The sequence below is a fragment of the Liquorilactobacillus satsumensis DSM 16230 = JCM 12392 genome, from assembly GCF_001435195.1.
Lineage (GTDB): Bacteria > Bacillota > Bacilli > Lactobacillales > Lactobacillaceae > Liquorilactobacillus > Liquorilactobacillus satsumensis.
This window is the reverse complement of sequence record NZ_AZFQ01000053.1, coordinates 140,177-164,727: the sequence shown is the minus strand read 5'-3', so window position 1 is coordinate 164,727 and position 24,551 is coordinate 140,177. Positions and strand designations below refer to the sequence as shown.

The 24,551-nt window shown below is 39.6% G+C and carries 21 protein-coding genes and 1 other annotated feature; of the genes, 15 read left to right on the top strand and 6 right to left on the bottom strand.

Features of this window, described 5'->3' with window-relative positions:
- Positions 1 to 169 precede the first annotated feature (169 nt).
- Entirely contained in the window at positions 170 to 1,783 is a 1,614-nt protein-coding gene (locus FD50_RS10465; protein WP_056961552.1) for a peptide ABC transporter substrate-binding protein, read from the bottom strand.
- Between the two features lie 516 nt (positions 1,784 to 2,299).
- On the opposite strand from FD50_RS10465, the gene FD50_RS10460 reads away from it, so the two are divergent.
- From FD50_RS10460 to FD50_RS10430, 7 genes are all read left to right on the top strand, one after another.
- Positions 2,300 to 3,022 carry a gamma-glutamyl-gamma-aminobutyrate hydrolase family protein gene (locus tag FD50_RS10460; RefSeq protein ID WP_054757616.1) on the top strand — a complete coding sequence of 241 codons (723 nt, stop codon included), beginning with the start codon at positions 2,300 to 2,302 and terminating at the stop codon, positions 3,020 to 3,022.
- 82 nt (positions 3,023 to 3,104) lie between these two features.
- On the top strand, positions 3,105 to 3,638 hold the full coding sequence (locus FD50_RS10455) for a GNAT family N-acetyltransferase (RefSeq protein WP_054757617.1): 534 nt from the start codon (positions 3,105 to 3,107) through the stop codon (positions 3,636 to 3,638).
- A 35-nt stretch (positions 3,639 to 3,673) separates the two neighbouring features.
- Positions 3,674 to 3,947, top strand: a binding site (T-box leader).
- A 56-nt stretch (positions 3,948 to 4,003) separates the two neighbouring features.
- Positions 4,004 to 4,492 carry a GAF domain-containing protein gene (locus FD50_RS10450; protein WP_056961684.1) on the top strand — a complete coding sequence of 163 codons (489 nt, stop codon included), beginning with the start codon at positions 4,004 to 4,006 and terminating at the stop codon, positions 4,490 to 4,492.
- 149 nt (positions 4,493 to 4,641) lie between these two features.
- A complete protein-coding gene (locus FD50_RS10445; RefSeq protein ID WP_056961550.1) occupies positions 4,642 to 5,412 on the top strand; it encodes an acetoin reductase in 771 nt (256 codons plus the stop codon).
- A 44-nt stretch (positions 5,413 to 5,456) separates the two neighbouring features.
- Positions 5,457 to 6,515, top strand: a complete 1,059-nt coding sequence (locus FD50_RS10440; protein WP_054757635.1) for a methionine ABC transporter ATP-binding protein — start codon at positions 5,457 to 5,459, stop codon at positions 6,513 to 6,515.
- The gene (locus FD50_RS10435) at positions 6,515 to 7,183 is read left to right on the top strand and encodes a methionine ABC transporter permease (RefSeq protein ID WP_056961548.1); all 669 of its coding nucleotides are present in this window, start codon (positions 6,515 to 6,517) and stop codon (positions 7,181 to 7,183) included. The genes FD50_RS10440 and FD50_RS10435 overlap by 1 nt, the downstream gene beginning before the upstream one ends.
- A gap of 21 nt (positions 7,184 to 7,204) precedes the next feature.
- Complete coding sequence (locus FD50_RS10430) at positions 7,205 to 8,059, top strand: MetQ/NlpA family ABC transporter substrate-binding protein (protein WP_056961546.1); 855 nt, start codon at positions 7,205 to 7,207, stop codon at positions 8,057 to 8,059.
- A gap of 332 nt (positions 8,060 to 8,391) precedes the next feature.
- On the opposite strand, the gene FD50_RS10425 is transcribed toward FD50_RS10430, so the two are convergent.
- Positions 8,392 to 9,816 (bottom strand): aspartate ammonia-lyase, encoded by a 1,425-nt coding sequence (locus tag FD50_RS10425; RefSeq protein WP_056961544.1) that lies wholly within the window; start codon positions 9,814 to 9,816, stop codon positions 8,392 to 8,394.
- Between the two features lie 310 nt (positions 9,817 to 10,126).
- On the opposite strand from FD50_RS10425, the gene FD50_RS10420 reads away from it, so the two are divergent.
- The 3 genes from FD50_RS10420 (at position 10,127) to add (ending at position 13,145) form a co-directional block, all read left to right on the top strand.
- A complete protein-coding gene (locus FD50_RS10420) occupies positions 10,127 to 11,263 on the top strand; it encodes a trans-sulfuration enzyme family protein (RefSeq protein ID WP_056961542.1) in 1,137 nt (378 codons plus the stop codon).
- 56 nt (positions 11,264 to 11,319) lie between these two features.
- On the top strand, positions 11,320 to 11,988 hold the full coding sequence (locus FD50_RS10415) for a helix-turn-helix transcriptional regulator (protein ID WP_056961540.1): 669 nt from the start codon (positions 11,320 to 11,322) through the stop codon (positions 11,986 to 11,988).
- 143 nt (positions 11,989 to 12,131) lie between these two features.
- Positions 12,132 to 13,145 (top strand): adenosine deaminase, encoded by a 1,014-nt coding sequence (gene add, locus FD50_RS10410; protein WP_415615075.1) that lies wholly within the window; start codon positions 12,132 to 12,134, stop codon positions 13,143 to 13,145.
- 190 nt (positions 13,146 to 13,335) lie between these two features.
- Here add and FD50_RS10405 read toward each other — a convergent pair whose 3' ends face one another.
- The 3 genes from FD50_RS10405 to FD50_RS10395 all read right to left on the bottom strand — a co-directional run bounded on the left by FD50_RS10405 (position 13,336) and on the right by FD50_RS10395 (position 17,421).
- Positions 13,336 to 15,324 (bottom strand): glycosyltransferase family 2 protein, encoded by a 1,989-nt coding sequence (locus tag FD50_RS10405; RefSeq protein ID WP_056961536.1) that lies wholly within the window; start codon positions 15,322 to 15,324, stop codon positions 13,336 to 13,338.
- Positions 15,317 to 16,387 carry a glycosyl hydrolase family 8 gene (locus FD50_RS10400; protein WP_082610521.1) on the bottom strand — a complete coding sequence of 357 codons (1,071 nt, stop codon included), beginning with the start codon at positions 16,385 to 16,387 and terminating at the stop codon, positions 15,317 to 15,319. Before FD50_RS10400 ends, FD50_RS10405 begins: the two co-directional genes overlap by 8 nt.
- Positions 16,388 to 16,824: 437 nt before the next feature.
- A complete protein-coding gene (locus FD50_RS10395; protein ID WP_056961535.1) occupies positions 16,825 to 17,421 on the bottom strand; it encodes a TetR/AcrR family transcriptional regulator in 597 nt (198 codons plus the stop codon).
- Positions 17,422 to 17,559: 138 nt separating this feature from the next.
- Here FD50_RS10395 and FD50_RS10390 point away from each other — a divergent pair, with 138 nt between their 5' ends.
- Positions 17,560 to 20,322: a YhgE/Pip domain-containing protein gene (locus tag FD50_RS10390; RefSeq protein ID WP_056961533.1), complete on the top strand. Its 2,763-nt coding sequence runs from the start codon at positions 17,560 to 17,562 to the stop codon at positions 20,320 to 20,322.
- A 204-nt stretch (positions 20,323 to 20,526) separates the two neighbouring features.
- Here FD50_RS10390 and FD50_RS10385 read toward each other — a convergent pair whose 3' ends face one another.
- Positions 20,527 to 21,141 (bottom strand): nitroreductase family protein, encoded by a 615-nt coding sequence (locus FD50_RS10385; RefSeq protein WP_056961531.1) that lies wholly within the window; start codon positions 21,139 to 21,141, stop codon positions 20,527 to 20,529.
- A gap of 98 nt (positions 21,142 to 21,239) precedes the next feature.
- Here FD50_RS10385 and FD50_RS10380 point away from each other — a divergent pair, with 98 nt between their 5' ends.
- The 4 genes from FD50_RS10380 to FD50_RS10365 all read left to right on the top strand — a co-directional run bounded on the left by FD50_RS10380 (position 21,240) and on the right by FD50_RS10365 (position 24,472).
- Positions 21,240 to 21,557 (top strand): winged helix-turn-helix transcriptional regulator, encoded by a 318-nt coding sequence (locus tag FD50_RS10380; RefSeq protein ID WP_267476159.1) that lies wholly within the window; start codon positions 21,240 to 21,242, stop codon positions 21,555 to 21,557.
- A gap of 270 nt (positions 21,558 to 21,827) precedes the next feature.
- Positions 21,828 to 22,949: a M24 family metallopeptidase gene (locus tag FD50_RS10375; RefSeq protein ID WP_056961529.1), complete on the top strand. Its 1,122-nt coding sequence runs from the start codon at positions 21,828 to 21,830 to the stop codon at positions 22,947 to 22,949.
- A gap of 58 nt (positions 22,950 to 23,007) precedes the next feature.
- Entirely contained in the window at positions 23,008 to 23,862 is an 855-nt protein-coding gene (locus FD50_RS10370) for a YitT family protein (protein WP_054757629.1), read from the top strand.
- 28 nt (positions 23,863 to 23,890) lie between these two features.
- The gene (locus FD50_RS10365; protein ID WP_056961527.1) at positions 23,891 to 24,472 is read left to right on the top strand and encodes a TetR/AcrR family transcriptional regulator; all 582 of its coding nucleotides are present in this window, start codon (positions 23,891 to 23,893) and stop codon (positions 24,470 to 24,472) included.
- Positions 24,473 to 24,551 lie beyond the last annotated feature (79 nt).

The following is a 24,551-nucleotide window of genomic DNA, read 5'->3' as shown; positions in this document are numbered from 1 at the left end:
GTAATTTCGAGTTAGCACTCAAATTTTCCCGACTTATGTCACACTCTCTTTTTTATGTTAAACAAACAGGCTGCATAAGTTAAAAGTTTCGGTTAGCTTTGAATTACACAGCTTTATAGTTGTTGCAGATAAAGCGTGCGGCAGTTGCTGCAAAAAGTTCAACTAACTGTTATTTAAGCTCGACATTTCTATAAAACAGTACCGTTCCATAAGGTGAAATCTGCAAGCCTTTAACTTTGTTCTTCAGGAGATACGACATTCCGCCTTGATAGACCGGAGCAGTGAATGCATCTGTTTGCAGCAGTTGCTTTTCTGCTTGGATCAAGGTGTTCCAACGTTTGGCCGGATCGGTGGCGTAGGTCGTAGCAGCTTGATTTAACAACTTGCGGAAGTTGCTGTTTTGATAGTCATCATTTAAATGATACTGACCACCATCACTGATAAAGTTGACTGGATCAGCATAATCAGGCTGCCATGTGCCGTAAACAATGTCAAAGTTATAAGCTGAAGTAGCAGCTAAGCGGGATTTCAGCGGAATTGAACGAACTTCAACGGTTAAACCAGGTAAATTTGTCTCTAATTGACTTTGTAAGTACTCACCGATCTGTTTAGAATCAGCAGTATCGGAAGTCAGCAATTGAATTGTAAACTTATCTTTGCCAAGTTCCTGCTTGGCTTGTGCCCATTGCGCGCGTGCGGCTTTTAAATTATAGCTCAGCAGATTTCCAGCATTTTGTCGATAATCATCACCAGTTTTAGAGTTGTAGACAAAGTTCTTGGGAACAATTCCATTTAACGGTGAGCCAACCTGCAAAATGTTGTTGGCCAATGTCTTTTTGTTAAAGCTCATGGAAATTGCTTTGCGAAAATGCACGTTTGCAGTTGCACTGCGATGCGTGTTGAATGACAAATAGCCAATCAACGGAATCGGCTTCGAATGGTAGCCGGAGGTACGCTGATATTGCTTGATGTAATCAGTCGTCAGCATTACATAATCGAGCTTGTTGGTGCGATAGAGATTCCCACCGGTTGCAGCATCTTTAACCACTTGCACATTAACCTTTTTTAATTTGATAGCTTTTTTGTCCCAGTAGTTTTGATTGCGCACATAGTTCCATTTTAGGTTGGTGCCGGTCCAGTTAGTTACGACGAAAGGACCATTATAGACTGCTTTAGCTGACGTAGTTCCATAACTACTGCCGTATTTTTTAGCAACTTTTTCATCTTGCGGATAGAAGGGGGCTCCGGTCATTAACTCAGAAAAATAACTGATGGGAGATTCCAAAGTAATCTGCAGTTTATATTTTCCCAGCGCCTGAATTCCGAGTTTGTCAGGTGTAAGTTTACCGGCAGCAATTTGGGTTCCGTTTTTAATCGGTTCAAAGCGCTGAGAATTAGGTGAGGCTGAGGCAGGATCAACCATCTTACGCCAAGCATAGACATAATCTGCTGCCGTGACAGGGTCACCGTTTGACCATTTGGCATTTTTCCGCAGGTTAAAAGTATAAGTTTTTTGATCCTTGCTGACAGTAACGCTGGACGCACCAGCTAGGACTGGTTTGTTTTTTGAATTGAACCGATAGAGACCTTCAAATGAGTTCTGTAAAGCCTCCAAACTGGTGGTGTCACTGTATTTGACGGTATTAAGTGTTGCCATTTCGGCACTTGTCGCGACGTTCAAGACCTGTTGCGTTCCATTAGTTGAATTGCTTTTTCCACAAGCCGATAAAAGTGCGACACTCGTGATTACAATACTCGCTAATATTAATAGCCCTTTTTTCATGATACTCCCCCTCTGATTGAACCTCTGATTATCAAGTAAACTAAAAAGCCCTCAGTCTGTCCGTGACTGAAGGCTTTTTTACGGCGAAAAATAAAAAATTTTTCTAGTAAATAACGGCGTTTCGCTTCACGAACTGCAATTCAAATAACATGTTATGCATTCCACAACATGGACAACAACTAGCAGTTAAGAAATCGTGTTTACAGTTCATTAGCGCAAGCCCCTTCCAGATTTGTTGATAATATCTTTAGAATAATTGTTTGCTTACAATCTGTCAATCATTAACCGACTGTCCTTAAAACTATTAGCGGGATACAAGTTATTAATTAAGCGGGGGTAGCTTGTATCTCACACAGAAGATTGCTATAGTACTAAGTACGATGAAAATTAGAGTTTTACGGTGCATTAGCAGGTAAAAATAACGGTGCAAGAGGACTTTAAGTGCGGTACTGATTAATGCTTAAGGTTCAGTTTTGCATAGACGGTGATTTTTTTAGAAAGAATGGATGAGTTTTTATGAGCAATCAAGTTGTAGTAGGTATTCCTGCCGGAGTAGTAAACGTTAAGGGAACGGCCCGTTATTACATTAATGAAGCTGATGTCAAGGGAATTATTAAAGCTGGCGGAATTCCAGTGATGATCCCTAGCCAGGCGCGGGATTTTGTGGATTATTATGTAGAGAGTTGCGACGGTTTTTTCTTTACTGGCGGACCAGATGTGTTGCCTTCTTTTTATGGAGAAGAGCCACATGTGAAAATGGGTTTCAGCGACATTCAGCGTGATCGCTTAGAGTTGAGTTTGGCAAAAAAGGCATTGGCTGCTGGTAAAAAAGCATTGGGAATTTGCCGCGGGTTGCAGGTTTTAAACGTTGCCTTGGGTGGGACTTTGTATCAAGACTTAGAGAGTGAGTATGAAAAGACGACGCACCCGTTGATCAGGCATTTTCAGGCTGCTCCAACGACGGAACCCACTCATTATGTGCAGATTGAAGACAAGACGCGACTGCACAATTTATTTGGTTCTCGTTGGCTGGTCAATAGCCACCATCACCAAGCGGTGCGTCAAGTTGCCGCGGGGTTAAAAATCACAGCACGCGCTCAAGATGGTGTAATCGAAGGCTTGGAGAGTCAGGTTAATGATCAAGTGCTTGCTGTGCAGTGGCATCCAGAAATACAGGTTGTTACTGACTCTAAGATGCAGAAAATCTTTGATAACTTTGTAGAGCACCTGCGGGCATAGTTGCGTAACTAAGGTGAGAACTTTAGCAAGCTAACGGTGTCCTTTTAAAAATTAAGCAAGGCGAAGGGAAGATCAAAGCGCGATGGAGATCACAGCAGTCCGACTTACAGAAATTGAGCAAGTTATGGCAATTGAACTGGCGGGCTTTTCTGCCGCAGAAGCCGGCACGCGGACACAGTATTTGGAGCGAATTGCACAGTTTACGGATACCTTTTTGGTGGCACGTGCTGGTGAAAAGGTAATTGGATTTATTTGCGGTCCAGCAGTCGCGGAAAATGAGCTGGCAGATTGGATGTATGAACGTGCTCCCAAGAACTTGCCGGTTGGTGGAAATCAGATGATTTTAACAATTGCGGTTGCACCTCAGTGGCAAAAAAGGCATGTCGGTAGTCAGTTGCTGCTTGCTTTGGAAGAAGTGGCACGACAAAAAGAGCGGCAGCAGATAATCTTGACATGCTTAGCGTCACGAATTTCTTTTTATAAGCGCAACGGCTATTATAACGCGGGTGTTTCTGCTTCGCAGCATGCAGGAGAACGTTGGTACACAATGAAGAAAGACCTGAATCTTTTGCAAAGTGTACGTGAAGTTGCAAGCATGCAACCAAAAAAAGATTGACAATTGCAGTTGGAAGAATTATAATTCCGATAATAATAAATGAACGTGAAGATGAGTAAGTTAGGATGCTGTTTTTAGAGAGTCGTCGTTAGGTGTAAGACGGTAACAGCGATTAACCGAAGATGGTCTTTAATTAGGGTTCTTACTGCCGAGCGTGTGTTAGGCAGTTACGGGTACTCCCGTTACAGGGTTAGGGTATGAAAGTAGTAGTACTTTATTTTGCTGATTATTTGAGTACCTAAAGAGTTGCGACTCGTGAGGGTTGCTTGAATTAAGGTGGTACCGCGGAAAAGCACTTTCGTCCTTTATCTAATGATAGATAGAGGACGAAAGTGCTTTTTTGTTCTTTCAGAAAGGTTGAGTTGATGACTGCAAAAGCGAAAAATTATGCCCTGCTTATTCAACAGGCACACAGCCTGCTCGCAGGTGAGACGGACTTGATTGCCAATATGAGCAATCTGGTTGCACTTCTTTTTCATGGTCTGCCCAATTTAAATGGAGTGGCCTATTATCGTTTTAAAGAAGGCGAATTAATTCTTGGACCTTTTCAAGGGAAACCAGCCTGCATGCATATTCAAGTGGGACGTGGGGTCTGCGGGACCGTTGCTCAGACTCGAAAAACTGAAATTGTGGCAAACGTACATGAATTTGCAGGCCACATTGCATGTGATGCGGCTTCAAAATCAGAAATTGTTGTCCCTGTTTTTAAGGATACAAAGTTCTGGGGAGTCTTAGATTTGGATAGCCCAGCATATGGAACTTTTGATGAGGTTGATAAAAAATATTTGTTAGAACTTGCGCCTGTTATTTTCGGCGAAACAGCAAATTTAAGACAAGAAACGCAGCACCACTAGTGCTAGAAATTAATTACTGCAGGAGCGATTAACCGCGATTGCACGGATAACATGTTAGAGCAGTTAAGATAAGTGACTAGTGCAGCAGCGCTTAATCGTTATAGAAAGTTGTCTAAAAGACAAGCAAACAAATTGAAGGAGTCGGATAAATGACAAAATTAGCAATCGTAACAGGCGCGGGACAGGGAATTGGCGAAGCGATCGCCGTGCGGTTAGCACATGATGGGTACGCGCTTGCAGTTGCAGATATTAACCTTGAAACGGCAGAAAAAGTAGCGCAAAAATTGAGTTCCGCTGGTTACACCGCTAAAGCGTATTATGTTGATGTTGCCAAGCGTTCAGAAGTCTTTGCTTTAGTGGAACAAGCAGTGCACGAATTAGGTGAATTGGCGGTTTTTGTCAATAATGCCGGAATTGCATTCATTGACAAGTTTGTGGATTCAGACCCTGTGAAGGTTGAGCGCCTGCTTGATGTCAATCTCAAAGGGACATATTGGGGAATTCAAGCCGCTGCACAGCAATTTATCAAGCAAGGTCATGGCGGACGTATTGTTAATGCAGCTTCACTGGCTGGAGTCGAGGCTTCAGCGTTGCAGAGTGCTTATTCGGCATCTAAGTTTGGAATTCGCGGCTTAACTCAGAGTGCAGCCAAAGAGCTTGCACAGGATCATATCACAGTCAACGCTTACAATCCGGGTGTTGTGAGGACGCCTTTGCGTGATGGGATTGATAAGCGAACGGCGCAACTTAAGAATGTCTCGCTTGCACAGCAGCAAGCCAATGTCTTAACTGAGATTGCCAACGGACGCGAGGCTACGCCTACAGATGTTGCAAATGTAGTAGCTTGGTTTGTTTCACCTGAAGCTGCATATATTACAGGACAATCATTGCTGGTAGATGGCGGGATGCGTTATCAATAAAGTTAGGTGCAAACGATGATCCTTAAGGAAGGAAGATATTGGGCATGACGGGCAAGAATATGATTGCTTTACAAGACATCTCAGTTCAATTCAAGCAGCGCAACGAGAGCATCCAAGCAGTCCAACATGTGGATTTGACGATTGCTAAAGGCGATATTTATGGAATCATCGGGTACTCTGGGGCGGGCAAAAGTACGTTGGTACGTGTCATAAACTTATTGCAAAAGCCTAGTTCCGGGAAGGTTATTTTTGGGACTCAGGATCTAGGTCAATTAGATGCAGCCGGATTGCGGAAAGCCCGGCGGAAGATTGGCATGATTTTTCAGCATTTTAATTTGATGAAGTCAAGAACTGTCTTGGGCAATGTCGAGTATCCGTTACTAGGGTTGAAAATAACGAAAGAAGCACGTCAACAAAAAGCATTAAAGCTCCTCGAATTGGTGGGCTTAAAAGAATATGCTGCCGCCTACCCTAAGCAACTGTCTGGTGGACAAAAGCAGCGTGTTGCGATTGCACGTGCGTTGGCAAATGATCCGGAAGTCCTAATTTCAGATGAAGCCACTTCTGCGCTAGATCCTAAGACAACCAAATCGATTTTGGCATTGTTGAGGCAAGTCAATCAGAAATTGGGAATCACGATTGTGTTGATTACGCACGAGATGCAAGTTATTTCTAGCATTTGTCATAACGTCGCCGTGATGGACGCGGGTAAAATTATTGAGCGTGGTCCCGTTACGAAAATTTTTGCAAGGCCGCAACAGAAATTAACTGCGGACTTTGTAGAAACGGCTACGAATGTCAAGGAAGCATTAACGCGTATTTTAAAGCAAAATAGTGTTTCAGAACGCAAATTACTCATCTACTTGAAATTTATTGGGAACACCGCGCAAGAAAGTATTATTTCCAGTATTTCGCGTGATTTCAACTTGGATATTAATATTTTGTTTGCCAATATTGACCAAATCGATGGGGTGAACATTGGGTATTTGATTGCGGATTTTATTGGAGCACGGTCAGTAATTCTCACGGTGACTGAAAAGTTGAAAGCTGCCGGGATTGCTGTCAAAATTCTTGATAATGCTGAAGGGCAGGTGCAACTTTAATGGCAAACCTAATTCCAAATGTATTACAGATGAAAGCAGAATTTGTACAAGCCATCTGGGAGACACTTTATATGACATTTGCTGCGGCAATTGTGGCGGCAATTCTTGGACTTCTTCTGGGCGTGGCACTTGTAGTTACACAAGCAGGTGGAATCTTAGAGGATCGATTACTATATTCACTTTTTGATAAGGTTACTAATTTGTTAAGATCAATTCCCTTTATTATTTTGTTAGCCGTGATTTCACCACTCACACTTTTTTTAGTTGGAACGACGGTTGGAACGACAGCTTCTTTAGTCCCTTTAGTAATTGGAATTTTCCCTTTTTATGCACGTCAGGTGCAAAATGCACTGCTAGACGTTGATCAGGGTGTGATTGAAGCAGCTCAGGCAATGGGGTCAAGTCCAACCGAGATTATTTTCCGGGTATATCTGCGTGAAGGATTGCCAGATATTATCAGAGTCTCAACTTTGACGATTATTAGTTTGATCGGGTTAACAACGATGGCAGGTGCAATTGGCGCAGGTGGATTGGGTGATGTTGCAATTTCAATTGGCTATGCACGTTTTGAAAATGATGTCACTTTTGCAGCCATGATTATTATTTTAATTTTTGTATTTACGTTTCAATTAATTGGTGATCGGCTGGCAAAAGTTTTTGAACATTAGTGGATAATTGAGGAGAAAAAAATGAAAAAAAGTTATTTATGGTTGTTGGGAATAGTGCTTGTAATTGTCTTAGGCGCATTGGGGTTGCATCAGGTTAACAGCCAGCAGACCAAGTCGGCTACTATCACGGTGGGGTCAATGGGCTCGGATTATGCCATTTGGCAACACATTGCTAAGAGTGCTGAAGCCAAGAAACTCGGGCTAAAAATTAAGGTCAAGCAGGTCACCGATGGAGTGCAGTTAAATAAAGCAACAGCAGAGGGCAGTATTGATGTCAATGCTTTTCAATCATGGACTTACTACGTTGCATTTAATAAACAGAGCAAATCCAGCAAGTTGGCAGCTTTAGGAACAACCTATATGGAGCCAATGGGAATTTATTCTAAAAAATATCAAAAGGTCAAAGATATTCCAGACGGCGCTACGATCGCGGTTGCAGATAATCCTTCGCAGCAAGCACGTGGGCTAGTTCTTTTACAAAAAGCTGGGTTGATTAAACTGAAAAAGAATTTTGATGTTGCGTTAGGTTCAATCAACGATATCGCCAGCAATCCCAAAAAGTTGAAATTTAAACAAATTGATGACACTACTGGGCCGCGTGTCCTGCATACCGTTGATGCAGTGTTGATTTCAAACACGGTTGCGCTGGAAGGCCACCTTCACGTGCTCAGCGATTCTATCTATCATGAAGCTGTTGATCAATCAACTAAAGCAAATATTAACATCTTGGCAACTGCAAAGAAAAATAAAAATAATGAAAATTACAAAAAACTAGTAACCTTGTATCATGAAAAATCGATTCAAAAATATATTAAAGATAAGTATTATGGAACTAAGGTCAATGTAGCTAAACCGTTATCTTATATCGAGAAATAAAGAACATTTAAAATAGATTAATGTCAATCTTGCAAAATAAAACACAGAAGAGAGTGTGACATAAGTCGGGAAAATTTGAATGCTAACTCGAAATTACGAAGATAGCGAGTACTTTGCGATGAGTAATTCGAAGTTAGACGGAGGATTTTGACTTATGGAACACGTTTATCCGGAATAAAAGCGGGGCTGTGACAAAAGTTAACTTTTGTCACAGCCCCTTCTTGTGTGTTCCTTGTTTCCAAACAGCTAGTACTACAACGCCTTTTGTCCCACATGCCTTCTATTTACTTTGGCAAAATTAAAGTTGAAACGCAAGCTGACTACTTGTGGCTTTAAAGTGCGGTTTTAGCAGGTTGACTGATGGAATTGGTATGCAAACAGCCTAACAAGGACTCTGGTGCCAATAAGTTCTCAATTTCAGTTGCCGAAAGTTTAAGGTGTTCTTTTAAGACTTTCCTAATTGACACCTTTTGTTGGAGTGCGGTTTTGACCAACAGAGTTGCCTGCACATAACCAATTTTTGGTGCCAGGACAGTTGCAATTTCTGCTGATTCTTCAATCTGATGTGCACAGTGTGCTTGATTGACTTTAAGGTGTGTAAGGCAGCCATCTTTAAGCATTTTAAGTCCCTTTTGCAGGAGTTCAGCAGCACTAAAAAGATCGCGGAACATTACTGGTTCAAAAGCATTTAACTCCAATTGTCCTGCCTCGCTGCACATTGTAATTGTGGCATTATAACCACAGACTTGAAAAGCAATTTGGTTAATTGCCTCGGGGATTACAGGGTTGACTTTCCCAGGCATAATGGAAGAACCTGCCTGTACTTTAGGTAAAGCTAACTCACCTAAGCCTGCGCGCGGACCACTTCCTAAAAGACGTAAGTCATTACACATTTTTGAAAGCGCAACTGCCAAGTTTTTGAAGGCATCAGCTGCCATCAAAAAACAGTCAGTATTTTGAATAGCATCACTCAAATTGTCTGCTTGTTTAAGTGGCAACCCTACAATTTTGGATAGCAGCGGAACAACATTTTTAAGATATTCAGGATTAGCCGTGATCCCTGTTCCAATTGCTGTTCCGCCTAAAGGAAGTACTAACAAAGAATTATGGACCTGCTTGATACGTTGGAGAGCGCGGGTAAAGAGGTGTGCATAGGCATTGAAGCTTGTACCATAGGTAGTTGGAACGGCATCTTCAAGTTGAGTCCGACCTAGTTTAAGTGTGTTTTGATATTTATCTGAGAGCTGTTTGAGGACTACAATCACTTTTTCTAGTTCTATGGCTAACATTTGATTAAGTTGCAATAACGCAAGGTGAGCTCCGGTTGGATAAACATCATTCGTAGACTGACCACGGTTAACATCATCATTTGGATGGAGTGCGGCGTAGTCTCCTTTGGAATGTCCCAACAACTCTAAAGCGCGGTTAGCAATGACTTCGTTGACATTCATATTAGTGCTAGTACCTGCGCCTCCTTGAATCGCTGGAGTGATAAATTCAGCCTGATAGTCTGGAAAAGTAGTATAGATCTGGGCCCCTGCGGTTGTAATCGCATGGTATTTTTTATAAGACAGATTGTGTGCTTGGTAATTAGCCTGAGCACAAGCAATTTTAACTAAAAGTAAGTTTTTTAACAGTAATGGGTGAACTTTTTCATCAGTAATAGGAAAATTCAGTTGTGCTCTTTTGGAGTGGATTCCAAAATATGCTTTATCTGGAATTTCTACTGTACCAATTGAGTCTTTTTCAATACGCATTGTTTTAATTGCCCTCTTTATTGAAATATTTTTCTATGTGCAATAATTTATCACATATACCAATTTTAAGATAGAGGGTTGAAAAAGAATATCTGTTAGCAAAGAATTGCGGGCACCAAACTTAAGGTTGTTAGGGTTTGGGTTTAAGATTGTTTAACTATCCGAAGTTGTGATGTTTTAAAATGAGCAGATTTTAATAAAAAGCAGCAAAAAGGATCGTTGAAAAAAGATTTACTTATGACTTATAATAAATTATACTTGATTATAAATAATTATAAAAATCTAAAATTGAAAGAAGAGCTCTTAATTAATGAGAACCAATACAAAGTTATTACACGGCTATACAGTTGTCGATTCCTATACAGGAGCTTCGTCTGTTCCTAAGTATCAGACTTCGACATTTAAACAAAATGAATTATATGGAGAGACTCAGAAATACTCTTATACTAGATTCGGTAATCCTACAGTTGCAGCTCTAGAAGAGGGTTTTTGTACAATTGAAGATTCAAAATATGCGCTTGCCTATTCTTCTGGAATGGCTGCAATTTCAAATGTTCTAATGTTATTGAATGCAGGAGATCACGTGATTTTGCCACTTGAAGTGTATGGTGGAACTTGTCAGTTTGCATCAGAGATTCTACCTAAATATCAGATAGAAACTTCGTTTGTAGATATGGCCGATCTAGCTAAGGTAGAAGCTGCAATCAAACCGAATACTCGACTACTTTACCTTGAAACTCCATCCAATCCTTTATTGAAGGTCTGCGATATTGCAAAGATAGTTGATTTGACCAGAAATAAGCAAATTTTAACAGTGGCTGATAACACTTTCATGACAGCTTTAGAGCAACAACCCTTAGCTTTAGGAGTTGACCTTGTGTTGGAGAGTGTTACTAAATTCATTAACGGACATAGTGATGTGGTTGCTGGTTTGGTGGCAACTAATCAGCCGGAATTGGCCTCGCAACTACGACTGTTGCAAAAGAACTTTGGAGCAATTTTAGGAATTGAAGAAGCCTGGTTAGTGTTACGTGGTATGAAGACAATGGGGTTAAGAATGGAAAAATCAGTTCAAAATGCACAAGTACTTGCTGAATTTTTACAGAATAATCCTAAAATTAAGCATGTTTATTATCCAGGTTTGAAAAATCATCCGCTAGCAGATGTACAGCGACAGCAGGCTAAAAGTGGTGGCGCTGTACTTTCATTTGAAGTATACGATAAAGCAACATTATTGAAGTTAACACAAAAAATAAATTTGCCAATTTTGGCAGTTAGTCTTGGTGGTGTGGAATCGATTCTTTCACATCCAGCGACAATGTCACATGCCTGTTTGACACCTGAAGAACGGAGAAAGCAAGGAGTCACAGACGAGCTCTTACGGCTGTCTTGTGGAATTGAAGATACCGCTGATTTACTGGCCGACTTTAAACAAGCATTGCTTTAAAATGAGCAGTAGTTAAAGAAGTTTAACATGTTATCTTTGGAGGAATTGAGCAAAAAATGAAATTAGTCTCCTCGTATATACCACTGGTTGATTTTTTAGCAGCGGTTTTGGGACCGCATACGGAAATTGTATTGCAGGATATTTCGCAAGGCCTCGGATCTTCAGTTATCTATATTAGAAATGGAATTTCGGGTAGAAAGGTTGGTTCTCCTGCAACTGATTTTCTTTTAGAAGTTTTGCGCGGAAAAATTTATCAACAAAAAGATTATATTACGAATTACCGCAGCCAAACAGATGAAGGTACTGTCTTATACTCATCCAGCTTCTTTATTAAGGATGAAACTGGGGCATTAAGTGGAATGTTGTGTATTAATTCAGATAAATCAATGTACTTAGAGTTGGAACAAACACTAGAAAAAAGTCTGTTTCAAGTAAAAAAAGTGCTACATGTGGCTGAAAAGTCAAATAATGCCGAGGAAAATAAGTTGGTTGAAAGCTTACACACGACGGTAGAAGAAGCTGCTAAGAAAGTAATCTATAAATATACACAGCATGAGGATTTGTCTGAGATTAGCTTGGACAAATCAGTAAAGATGCAGATCGTTGCGGACTTGCTTGAACAGGGATTCTTTTTATTCAAACTAGCAATTCCAGAGTTATCAAAGTTGTTTAATATGTCGGAAGTCAGTATTTATAAATATTTACAAGAATTAAAAAGCAAGTAGCTCAGCTTGGAAATTTGCTAGAGACTGTTAAGCAGCATAACTTAATGGAGGGCTGACAAGATTCTGAAAGACATAGCGGGGCCACTAATAATATGGTTAAATAAAAGAAGGATTACTCAAACCACTTTCGAGGAGAAATCACATTGTCAGATCAGAGCACACTAGCTTTTATCAAAGAGCTGCCCAAAGCAGAACTGCATGTTCATATTGAAGGAACCTTGGAGCCTGAATTAAAGATTAAGCTGGCACAAAGAAATGGGGTTGAATTACCGCAAAAAACCATTGCACAGATTAAAGCAAGCTATCAATTCAACGACCTAGCTTCTTTCTTAGCTGTCTATTATTCCGGTATGAGCGTCTTGCAAAAAGAAGAAGACTTTTATGAATTAGCTAAGGAGTACCTTCAAAGAGCAAGTGCACAGGGAGTCCGCTACGCTGAGATTTTCTTTGACCCGCAGGCACATACAAGTCGTGGAATTAGTTTTGAGACGGTCATTAAAGGGTTGCTGCGTGCGATTGCGGAAGCCAAAGCTGAAATTCAAGCCGATTTAGTAATGTGCTTTTTACGTGATTTTTCTAAAGAGTCAGCCCGACAGACATTGCTGGCGGCGCGGCCTTTTAGCGCTCAGATTCTAGGTGTAGGGTTAGATTCAGATGAACATCATAATCCACCTTTAAAATTTATGACACATTTTGAAGAAGCAGTTGCACAAGGCTACCACACAACGATGCACTGTGATATTGATCAGATTGATTCAGTGGCGCACATTAAACAAGCGCTAGAGGTCATTGAAGTTGAACGCTTGGACCATGGAACTAATATTATTGAAGATCTGGATTTGGTGGCAATGGTAAAAGCTAAACAAATCGGTCTAACAGTTTGTCCGCTTTCAAATGGGTTTGTCTGCCCAGATATGAAAGCTCCAGTGATGAAGGAATTGCTGCATGCAGGTGTTAAAATTAGTGTTAATTCGGATGATCCGGCATATTTTAATGGATATATTGCTGACAATTACTTAGCCTTAGCACAGAAATATAATTTTACTAAGGACGAGCTTGTTCAGATTGCCAAGAATTCTTTTACGACATCTTGGTTGACTGCGCAGCAAAAAGAAAGCTTTCTAGGCGAAATTGCAGAGTATTTAAAACAAGACTAAGTTAAAAAATACTGCTAAACATAGTAATGCTGAATTTAACGATTATTAACTCGGCAGTAAGAAGAACTTGCCAACTTTGTTCAGCTTGAATGCTGATCATTAATACTAAAAACTCTAGTTTGAGAACCGCGATTAAGCGAGGCTCAGACTAGAGTTTTTTAGAACTAGTAGAAAAGATGAAACTAAATTGTTAATCATCATTTACTTTGCGAATATATAGATAGTGGCGTTTAGTGAGTGCAGTAATTATTTTCCAGACGTTATTTTTGTGGGTTACCTCTATATACTCATTTGAAGAGAGCGCATAAGTTTGCAATATTAAGTATGTGTAGTTTTTACTAGATAATTTTTGAAATTCAATTCCTAAGTCAAATTTTTTATCAGCACGTGAAAAATAACGTAAAACTTTGCCCTGGATTGAATGCCCTGCGACACTTAAAGTAATGCTAGCATTCACGGGATTATTAAGCGGGTGATCAATAACAAAGTTTGCGCCGAGTTCGTTCCAATCAGTTATTAACCCTGGGATAGTTAATTTTGTAGCTGACGGGAATGAAATTTTTGCGGGTTTATTTGCTAAAAAACGTTCTGCTTTGCGCAGCCGAGGACGTTCGAAAGGAATAAAAGAAGCAATCAGAAGTGCAAACAAATTGTAACTGATCCAAAAGAGATTGATGTAAATTGAATTTAGTGGCTGGGCAAAAGGAATGAAGGAACCTAAAATCAGTAATGATTTTATAAAAGATGCCAGTGACAAAATTAACAAAACAAGAATTGGGGCAGCTAATTTAAGATTGTAATATGTTTTTTTAGAATTGAATCCTTTACGGGTGACTGCAAATTTTTTTTGAGTTTTTAAAAGCAGTTCACTGAGCACTGCTGCTGACATGTAAGGAGCCATCACAGTTTCATAAATATTTGTCAGTAAAACATTTTGTTTGCCACCACTGACGGTATTGAATGTTAGTTGTGAAGCCAAAAACGCTGGGAACCAGAAAAATAAGATTCCTTGAAGCGATGCGTTTAGACTATAAATACCAAACAAAAGAAAGAAAAGCGGTGCAAGTAGGTAGATCATTTTGTAGATACTTGATATCCAATAGTGGATACCATCTAAATAAATGATTTTCTGAATTATCTTTAAGCCCTTTACTCGGAGTGGATTCCATTTGCGGGCAACTTGGATATTGCCCCTTGCCCAACGGTCACGTTGTTTAATTAGATCAGCAAAAGTTTCAGGTGCAAGTCCACTTGCAAGGTTTTCGTTTACAAAACGTGAACGCCATCCCTTGGCCTGAATGAGCATTCCTGTTGCCATGTCTTCTGTGATGACCCCTGTGGAAAAACCGCCAATCTCTTCCAAAGCGGTTCGTCTAAAAACTGCATTGGACCCAATATACATTGTTGCATTGAAACGATCTTTTTGTTCTTCAATATTGCGCATGAAGAAATCTTGGTCATTACCTAGATTATCAGGAGAAAAAAGATTGAATTGATAGGGATCATGATTGAAGAAAGTTTGTGGCGACTGAATAAAACCAAATTTAGGATCTGCAAAGTATCCGATAGTTTGTTCTAAAAAATTGGTTCTGACGACCATATCTGCATCTAGTGTGACAATCAAATCTCCAGTTGTTTGTGCAAGTGCATTATTTAAGTTGCCAGCTTTAGCATGTTCATGAGTTTCTCTTTTCAAATAATGAGCACCGAGATTTGCAGTCAGCTTTTGAATATTTTTTCGGCTTCCGTCATCAAGCACATAGACTGCCAACTTTGATTTTTCGGGATAACGCAAATTTTGCGCTGCTACGATTGCACGACGCAAAATGGTCTCATCTTCATTATATGTAGCAATATAGATATCAACTGAAGGATACTGATCCTTTAAATTAGCAAGACTGTGCTTGGGGCGTGTATTTTTTTGCAAAAAAAGCAGATAGAAGATTAATGCGAGAGCGAAGCCGCCGATTTCAGCTGCTAAAAGTAAGATACTAAAAACCAAATTAAGGATGCCGTGAAACGGAATTGTATAGAGAATACGCCATCCCAAATAAATTAACGTCAGCAGGATATAAGTAATAATAAGGACCTTTTTAAAAAAAATTCTTTTTTTAGCCAAGTAAAAAGTAATCAGCAAAAGAATACTGACTATCAGATCAAAATATAATACTTTATTCATTATCTTCCCCCATGTTTTCCAAACTAAAGGCAGACAAAACCTGTAATGTGTCTGCATAATAATTTCCGGTTAGTTTATCATTTAAAACAGATTTTTTAGTTGCCGCTGACAGCGCAGCAAATTGTTTTGAGTTCTGCATTGCTGCAACAGCAATCGGTGCAGTAAAAGCCATTGAAGAATAGGGTACCAACTGCTTGCCGCTCAACGTGTAGCCAGCATGAATAGTTGATTGTTTGGCAAAAAAAGAGAGCAGCTTTTTATTTATTTTCTGAAGGACTTGTGAATTGTTCAAAGCTAATCTCCAAGGGATGCGTGTAGCATTCCAAGCATAGTTACCATCATTTGCACCCTCCAAAGAATAGGGTGTAGCACTGGAAACCGTGTTAAGATGACTGTACGCAAAATCAGGCAGCAAACCAGTTTTATTCTGTGCGCTTAGAGTATTCAGAACAGCTACAGATTTTTTTGCAATTAATTTCCAGGACTGATTTTTTGTTTTACGATAAAAATATTGATAGTAGGCAGGAATCAAATCTGATGTCCGAATGAGCTTGGAATATTGAGGTGAATTTAAAGCCCAATCTCCTACAGTCAGCAAATTAGTTTCACGTTGATATGTATAACGCAAAAGGGAATTCAGTATTTTATGTGCAAGTTGCTGATAATTAACTTTACCAGTGCTTCCCCAAAATGAATCAGCCTGAAGTAAAGAATAGGCAATATCTAAATCACCATCGGTTGCACTAACATTATTTTTGGCAGCTGTAACCATTGAATTTCCTTCTTTAGTTTGTTTCCACGCCATTAGATGATTTTGTGCATTGATTTGATGGTTTAGATAGTATGTAACAAGTCGATTGAAATCGTGCTGAGTGGCCCATCCTTTTTGAGCTGCTTGGATTGTTACAAGCATTCCGTATCCTTGAGATTCTGACAAAGCGGTTGCTTTCTTTTGGGGCAATGCACCATTCACGTAATTCCCATCTGCAGTTGCTTTGATATATTTTGAATGCCACTGTTCGAAGAGTAAATGAACTTTTGGCACAGCTGGATTTTCATGCATATATAAAACTCCACAACCTAGTATAATGAAAGATAAAATAATTAATAAAACAAAAGGGGCCCTCTTATTTTTAAGCACGACAAAACTCCTTTTTTTGAAATCAAATTAATAAATTATGTAATATTTGTATTTAATAAATCAGATGTACAGCGCTAAAATGAAATCTGATAGTTTTTAAGTATTTTTATAAATTGATGATAGCACAAAGGAAGATTAGGCAAGAAAGGCATCTGGTTTTAGGGGGGAAAATGTAAGAGCTTTTTTGTGCGAGTTAATAAACTTTACGATTAATTATTAAGAAATAGTTAAAATGATTTTTCAAAGATATTTGCCAATATTTTAATTAAAATGTACGTAAAAAACTCTAGTTTGAGAACCGCGATTAAGCGAGGCCCGGACTAGAGTTTTTGAATTTAAAATTTGAATCAGTTTTGAAGTTAATCAAAGTTAGCTAGTTGATTGGGTGCAAGCGAACGGCTGGTATTAATAATTCTGGCAATTTCTGTTGGTGACTCGGGGTCTTTTTTATTGATCCAGATCATGAAGATATCAAATAAGCTATTACAGATTAACGCCTCGGCATAGTCTGCTGGAATTAAATTTGTCAGATAACCATTGTTTAATTTAAGCCGAGAGTGAAATTCATTTTTAACTGCCATTCGTCCATTTTGAAGAAAACTGGGGTCCCCCTTTTCAGATGCTAGCGCCTTAAAAGTCGCTCGTTCCCTTGCAAGATAGGCAAAAGTAGTTGAAAAAAGGCGCTCGGCTTGAGCTTTTTGCTGTGGAATAGTGGAAGAAATGTTAGCATAATCTTTTTTTAAGACGACGCGCAGATTGGCAAGAATATTAAGCTCGACCTTTTTTAGCAAATCATATTTATCAAGATAATGAATATAAAAGGTGCCCCGGTTAATACCTGCTGTCCGCGAAATATCTGAGACAGTCAGATTATTGAACCCCTTGCTGTTAATTAATGTAATTAGTGCTTGTTTGAGCTGAAATTCGGTGCGAATGTTACGAATGTCTTTGTTCATTGATGCACCAGCCTCCTCTAGTAGTTAGTGAACAGATTGTTCAAAATTGATGATTGTAAACTGTCCTAGTTCTCCATATTATAAAGTCTGCAGAATTAATTATCAACACGATGTGCATTTTCTAAAGAGGAGAAAACAATGATAAAAGCAGAGTGGAACTATTTACGCAAACACAAACTAGTACTGGCAGTCTTATCAGTGATTATGCTGATTCCAACAATTTATGCAGTGACCTTTTTGTCTTCGCTGTGGGATCCATATAGCAAGATGGACAAATTACCGGTAGCAGTTGTCAATCAAGATCAAGCAGTTCAATACAATCAAAAAAAGATAGCAATTGGTAAACAATTGACTGACAAGTTAAAGACCTCGAAGGCTTTAGATTTTAAAATTGTGAAAACCAAAAAGAAAGCAGATCAAGGATTAAAAAAAGGTAAATACTACATGGTAGTAACTTTTCCAGAGAAGTTCTCGAAAAATGCAGTTAGCTTATTGAAAAAAAAGCCACAAAAAATGGTGGTGCATTATCGGACAACTTCAGGCTTAGGTTTTACGGCTAGCAAATTATCTCAAGGCGCCGTTAAAGCGTTGGCACAGTCAGTCTCTGCGCAGGTCACAGAGCTGTATTCCAGAATTATGTTTAATAATATTAAGGAACTTGGAAAGGGAATGCGCCAAGCTGGGGCAGGAAATAGTCAGTTGGCAAAGGGTGGCAGTCAGCTTAATAAAGCTAATGCACAAATTACCAGTAATTTGAATACACTTGCAGCTAGTTCACTGACTTTTTCAAGTGGCGCTGCAATTTTAAATAAGAGGCTCAGTACTTACATTAACGGGGTTTCACAATTAGAGACCGGAAGTGCCAAGCTGACGACCGGCTTAAATCAGGTCAGCAATCAATTGCCTAAGCTTGCTAATGGGGTGAATAAGTTGACCACTGGCTCCAATAGTCTTGCAACGGGAATGAGTAGGTATGCGAGTGGTGTTAGTAAGGTTAATACCGGAGCAGTTTCTTTGAATAGCGGTGCACAAAAGTTAAATGCAGCTGGTAGTCAGCTAAATAAAGGTGTCAGTCAGCTAGCGCAGGGTTCTTCCAAACTTAAGACTGGCGTGCAAAGTTATACCGCGGGAACAAGTACAGCGTATACTGGCAGTCAAAAAATTGCTGCTGGTTTAAATCAACTTGATACGGCTTTGAACAGCAATTCCGCAAAAGATAAAGTGCAGCAACTGAAAACGGGACTCAGCAAATTCGAAGCTGGTTTGAATCAATTAAAAACCGCAGTTGATAGTAGTTCATCAAACACAGAGACAGTTGATACACTAACGACAGAAATGAAAAGTTTGGCTAGTGAGCTAACAGTTATGACAAATTATGAAACCAGTATCAACACCAAAGTTGAGCAAGTTGCCGTAGAACAGAAATTAACTAGTGAACAGACTGCTGCCATTGAAGCGGCTTTAACTCCAGATGAAACGGTTAAAACAGCACTGAGTGCAGCAACTACAAATTTGCAAAGTTTGCAGACACAGTTGACGACACTCTCAAAAAATGCGACAGCTGCAACAAACCTCAAAAATGGCATTACACAATTGCAGAATAGTTATGGCACAAGTGCAGACAGCACTACTGCTAATACGCTCTATGGCGGCTTAAACGGTTTAACGGCGGCACTCACAAATGCTGGGACGAGTATTTCACAGTTAAATATCGGAACCAAAAGTTTGACGAACGGACTATCAACATTGAATGGTCAAGCAAGCACTTTGGTACAAGGAGCAACTCAATTGCAAAGCGGCTTAGGCACACTAGCCACGCAAGTACCGCAGCTAACTACAGGAATTGCAACCCTTGCGAGTGGTAGTCAGCAACTTTCAAGTGGAACGAATCAACTGGCAGCAAGTGGTTCGCAATTAACGACAGGTGCGACCCAATTGAGCAGTGGTTTAGGGAACTTAGACACTAAATTACCAACTCTAACAACCGGAGTATCTAAGCTGGCAACTGGCAGTCAAACGGTCACTGGAGGCTTGAGTAAGTTGGCGGCTAATAGTGGCAAGTTGCTCAGCGGCACTGCCCAACTCAGGACTGGAGCCGAGAAGATCAGCACTGGTGCTGGTAAATTAGCAACTGGATCAGGTCAAGTTGGCACTGCCTTGACTAAAGTTCAGCAGGGCAATCAAGCGCTTGGTAACAAGCTACAGTCTGCGGGAAACAAAGTTGGTCAGTTGAATGTTTCAAAATTGACATATGCACAGGTTGCTAAACCCGTCACCACTCAGCACACAGATACGGATAGAACACCTAATAACGGAACTGGGATGACCCCCTATATGTTATCTGTCTACCTTTTCGTTGGAACATTATCATTAAGTATCATGTTTGATTTAGTGACACCGCGAAAATATCCGAGAAGCGGGACCCAATGGTGGCTTGGAAAGATGTCAGTTGTGGGGACCTTTGCGATTTTACAGGCTTTGTGTGCTTACTTTGCACTGATCGTCTTTTTGGGACTGTCACCATTACATTTGGGAGCAGGTTTGCTGGTTGCAATCACAGCTTCATTTGCCTTTTGCAGCATAATGACCTTTTTTGTGGTTGCCTTTGGTCCGCTCGGTTCTTTCTTAGGCTTGTTGGCAATGGTTTTTCAGTTAGCGGGTTCAGGCGGAACATACCCAATCCAATTATCAAATGGCTTTTTTGAGACAATTCATCCATTTTTACCAATCACTTATTCAATTCATGGATTGCGTGAAGCTATTTCGGTTGGTGGAACGGCTGTACCGGATATTTTCGTATTATTGCTGATTGCAGCCCTATTCGCAGCCTTAGCGATGGTTGCATACCGCATGAAGATGAAAAACTTAGATAAAGATAAGATTGCAGCTCTTAGCGAGTAATTCAAAAAAGTTACGGTCATGAATGAAATGTTGTGTGTAATTGGAAGATCAGACTGCTTTGCGGATAAACAAAAGAGGCGTCTGCATGGACAGCATAAAACAATAAGAGGCTGGATCAAAAGATGGATGATCCAACCTCAGCAAATAATTTGCCAAAAAAAGAATATTCATTTTTAAGCTTATTTTAAAATGCGTAGTTTGGAATTAGTTAATAATCTGTGAAAAACTTGCAACAGGATTCCTAAATTGCTGATGCCCCTCTTTAAGCGCTTTTCCAGCGGGGAGCAGCAGGATTGGGGACCATTCTGAGGGAAGCTGCAGGAATTGCATTACTTTGTCGAAATCTACCCCACGCATTGGAACTGAATCGTAACCATAAGCACGTAAAACATGCATTAGGTTCATCGCAAATAAACCGACATCTAAGCGGAGTCCTTCTTCTTGGCGATCCTCAGGATGGAGCGCGAAATAAAGCTCAATACGTTTACGTTTTTCTGCAACTTGAGAAGCTTTAAGTATATGATGTTTAAGATTGAATTGCAGTATTTTTTCGATATTATAACCTTCCTGAGTACCTAAAAGTAAGAAGACCGCTGCTGCAGAGGCAACTTGCTGTTGACCAGCTGCCAGGGTTTGCAGTTTCTGCTGAATTTTTTTATTTTTGATAACGATCACACGCCAGGGTTGAAAATTATTGTTGGAAGGAGCTTTAGCCGCATGCGCAAGAATTTCAGTGATTTCAGCATCACTAATGGAAGAAGTTGCTTGGTCAAAATGACGGACTGCTTTTCGACCGTCTAGGTAATCTAAAAAGTTCATGGGATTCCTCTTTTCTTTCAATGATGTTTTCACTATAATGAATTAGATCTCTAAATACTAGTACGCACATTTTTGTAACTTGATAGGAAGGTGGTGTCATGGTGCAATCAACCTCAAATTGGAGTTGCGGAGTTGCTAGTGTGATGGATATTTTTGGTGGCAAGTGGAAATTGAATATTCTCTGGAGAATCTCACAGCATGAAGGGCTTGGTTTTAATCAACTTAAACGAGAAGTTGAGGGAATTACCAACATTATGTTGACAAGAGCAATTAAAACCCTAGTTGCGGAAAATTTGATTATTCGTAAAGAACTAAAGGTTACGCCGCCGCGGACAGAGTATTATCTGACTGCAAGTGCGAAGAGTTTGTTACCAATTATGGCAGCCTTGAACGAGTGGGGAAAAGATAACTTGTAGGTCTGCTTTATACTGCTCGTAAATAAATTGGTAAATCTGGCTATTTTAAAGGCACCCTGAAAGACTTGATCAAAAATTACATTTTGACTAGTCTTTCAGGGTGCTTTTTAATTTAGGTATTAAGCTGTTTGAGGGTGTTGGGAGGTTAAGGAGTCACTTTTTTTGAGTTTCACAAGTGCTTATAAAAAAATACAAGTAAGTACTTGCTTTTTTAGAGAATAGTTTATGATACACAGTGAAATCAAATTTTATTAACGTGGAGGTTTTTAGATGACAGTTTTAGAGAGTGAAATTCTTAGACGAATTAATAATGTGCAGCAAAAAATGGCAGCGGCAGCGCTAGATGCTTATGTAATCACCGATGCAGAAGATATCTGGTATTTGACTAATATTAACTATAGTCCTGAACAGCGTCCGTTCTTTTTTATTTTATTTCAAAATAGAAAGCCTTTGTTTATTGTGCCTAAGTTGGAGGAAGCACATGTTGAAGTTCCATATTTTGAATATGAGATTGAACCATATTTTGATGTGACTGCGCGCGCAGGTGAGAACTGGTTTGAAGTTCTAGCTAAGAGACTTGCTAACGAAAAACAAGTTGGAATTGAAGATAACGCCCAACTTTTTATTACGCAACAAGTGGCCGCGCCCAAGTGGAGCGCAAAGAGCTTTGTAAAACAGACGCGTGAAATTAAAAGCGAATATGAGCTTGAAAAGATTAAGGTTACGGCTCAGTTATGCAGTGATGTGCTTAACAAAACGCTTCAGATCGCTAAAACGGGAACGACGATTGCGGAAGTCTACATGTTGCCATATCAGTTAAAGGGCGCTGTAATTAAGCAAAATTTCAGTATTACTAATCGAATCACGAACTGTGTATGGAATGCAGACTACAGCTTTATGCCACATAGTATTCCTGCTATGGATTCAGTGATTAAGGCCGGTCCGAATATTGATATTTCAATCTTCAAATTAGCAGGTTACGCAGCAGAATGTGAACGGACATTCTTTACTGAAGAACCTAGTGCACAAGAAAAAGAGCATTTTGAACAGATGATGGCAGCCAGAAAAGTAATGCTGCAAATGTTACGACCAGGTGTCAAGGCGGCTGCAATCGAAGAAGCGGTGCTGAATTCATTGAAAGCAGATGGTGTAGCTGAACGTGTCTTGCATCGACCAGGACACGGAATTGGTTTGAATAATCATGAAGAACCAACCTTATCTTTGGGCAATGAGACCGAACTAAAAGAGAATATGGTTGTTTCTGTTGAACCGGGAATCTACTTTGATGGTCAAGGCGGTTATCGTCATTCAGATACGGTTAGAATTACAAAAGATGGATATGAGTTTTATACGCAGGCTCCTACTGAATTGAAAGATTTAATATTAAAATAATTTTTGGGCTTTATTAACAATTACGAGTACACATTGTGTATAAATTGAGGTATGGAAGATGGGTAAGGCAAAGAAAAAGCTTTTAAAAATAACAGTAGCTATTTTATATGGTCTGTTGTCTGCTGTGGGAATCAACATATTTTTGCTGCCGGCAAATTCTTATTCAATTGGGATTCCTGGAATTGCACAGTTGTTACACGCAATTCTAAAGTTGGGTGCAATTGATCTTAGCATTAGTGATTTAGTGATTTTACTAAATATTCCGTTATTCGTGATTGCGTGGAAACTTTTTGGACGGGAATATACGACCTATTCGCTCTTGGCGGTCGCTGCAAATGTTGTTTTTTTAAAAATGGTGCCAAATGTGGTTATTTTAAAAGAACCGTTGACTAATTCGGTTATTGGAGGATTAATAATCGGAATTGGGATCGGTCTGTGTTTTCGGAGTGACTTTTCAACTGGCGGTACGGATGTAATTGTGACTTATTTGCAAAAAAGATTTAAACTCAAGATTGGGAGTATCAACAATTATATCAATGGGTGTATTTTGATTACTGCAGCGCTTTTCTTTGGCTTTTCTGGAGCAATTTACAGTTTTATTAGTATGGTTGTGACGAGCCTAGCCATGGATTATGTTTATATTCAACAAAAAAGTACGATGCTTTTGATTTTCACAAAAGAACCTGTTATTTTGGAAGAAAGTTTGCGGAAGCTCGGCTATGGCGCTACTATCTTTAAAGGAAGAGGAATTTATAGTCAAAGCGAGACAGATTTGATAGTGCTGATGACTAAGAACAGTCAGCTGTCTTCGTTAAAGAAAATGATTAAGTTATGTGATCCTAAGTCCTTTGTCAGCATTCAAAAAGCTGATTCGATTTTAGGAAACTATTATCAAATTAATCGCGCAAAATAAAAAATGTTGAATTACTGGAGAGGGTACGATGGGCAAACAAGACACTAAGTTAAAATTACTGCAGGCTTTCACTGAACTCGTAGTTGAGAACGGTTATCAGGCTGCTACAACAATCAAAATTGCGCAACTTGCGGGAGTTAATGAAAGTTCGCTGTTCCGACTATTCGGTAATAAAAAGGGACTACTGCTTGCACTGATTGCGCAATGTGTACACGACATTGATAATTTACAAAATGAACAGCTAGAGCAATTGGATCTTAGTGAATGCTTGTTTCAAGTTGCCCAGCAGTACCAGACTTTTATGCGGACACATGAGGCTTTGGTCATGGTGGGACTGAAAGAATCACTGCAGTTGGAGGAAGTTAAAGAAGCAACTAATAAATTGGCAATTCACTTTAAAAAAGTTGTTGAGACTATCCTTATCCAGAGAATTCAGACAGGAGAAATTACTAAGAAAATAAATCCTAAAATACAGGCTGATAACTTTAACTGGCTTAATTTTGGCTATTTTCTAACACAGCATAACGCGCATAATTCTAAGTTGTCAGAACCTAAACGCACCGACTTTTTACGTGAACACATTCATGAGTATTTACGGGGAATATTATGATAATGCGTAATTAAATGCAGAAGCTTGAAGTATGCATAAAGATAGAAGGGGGTGTGACAAAAGTTAAATTTTGTCACAC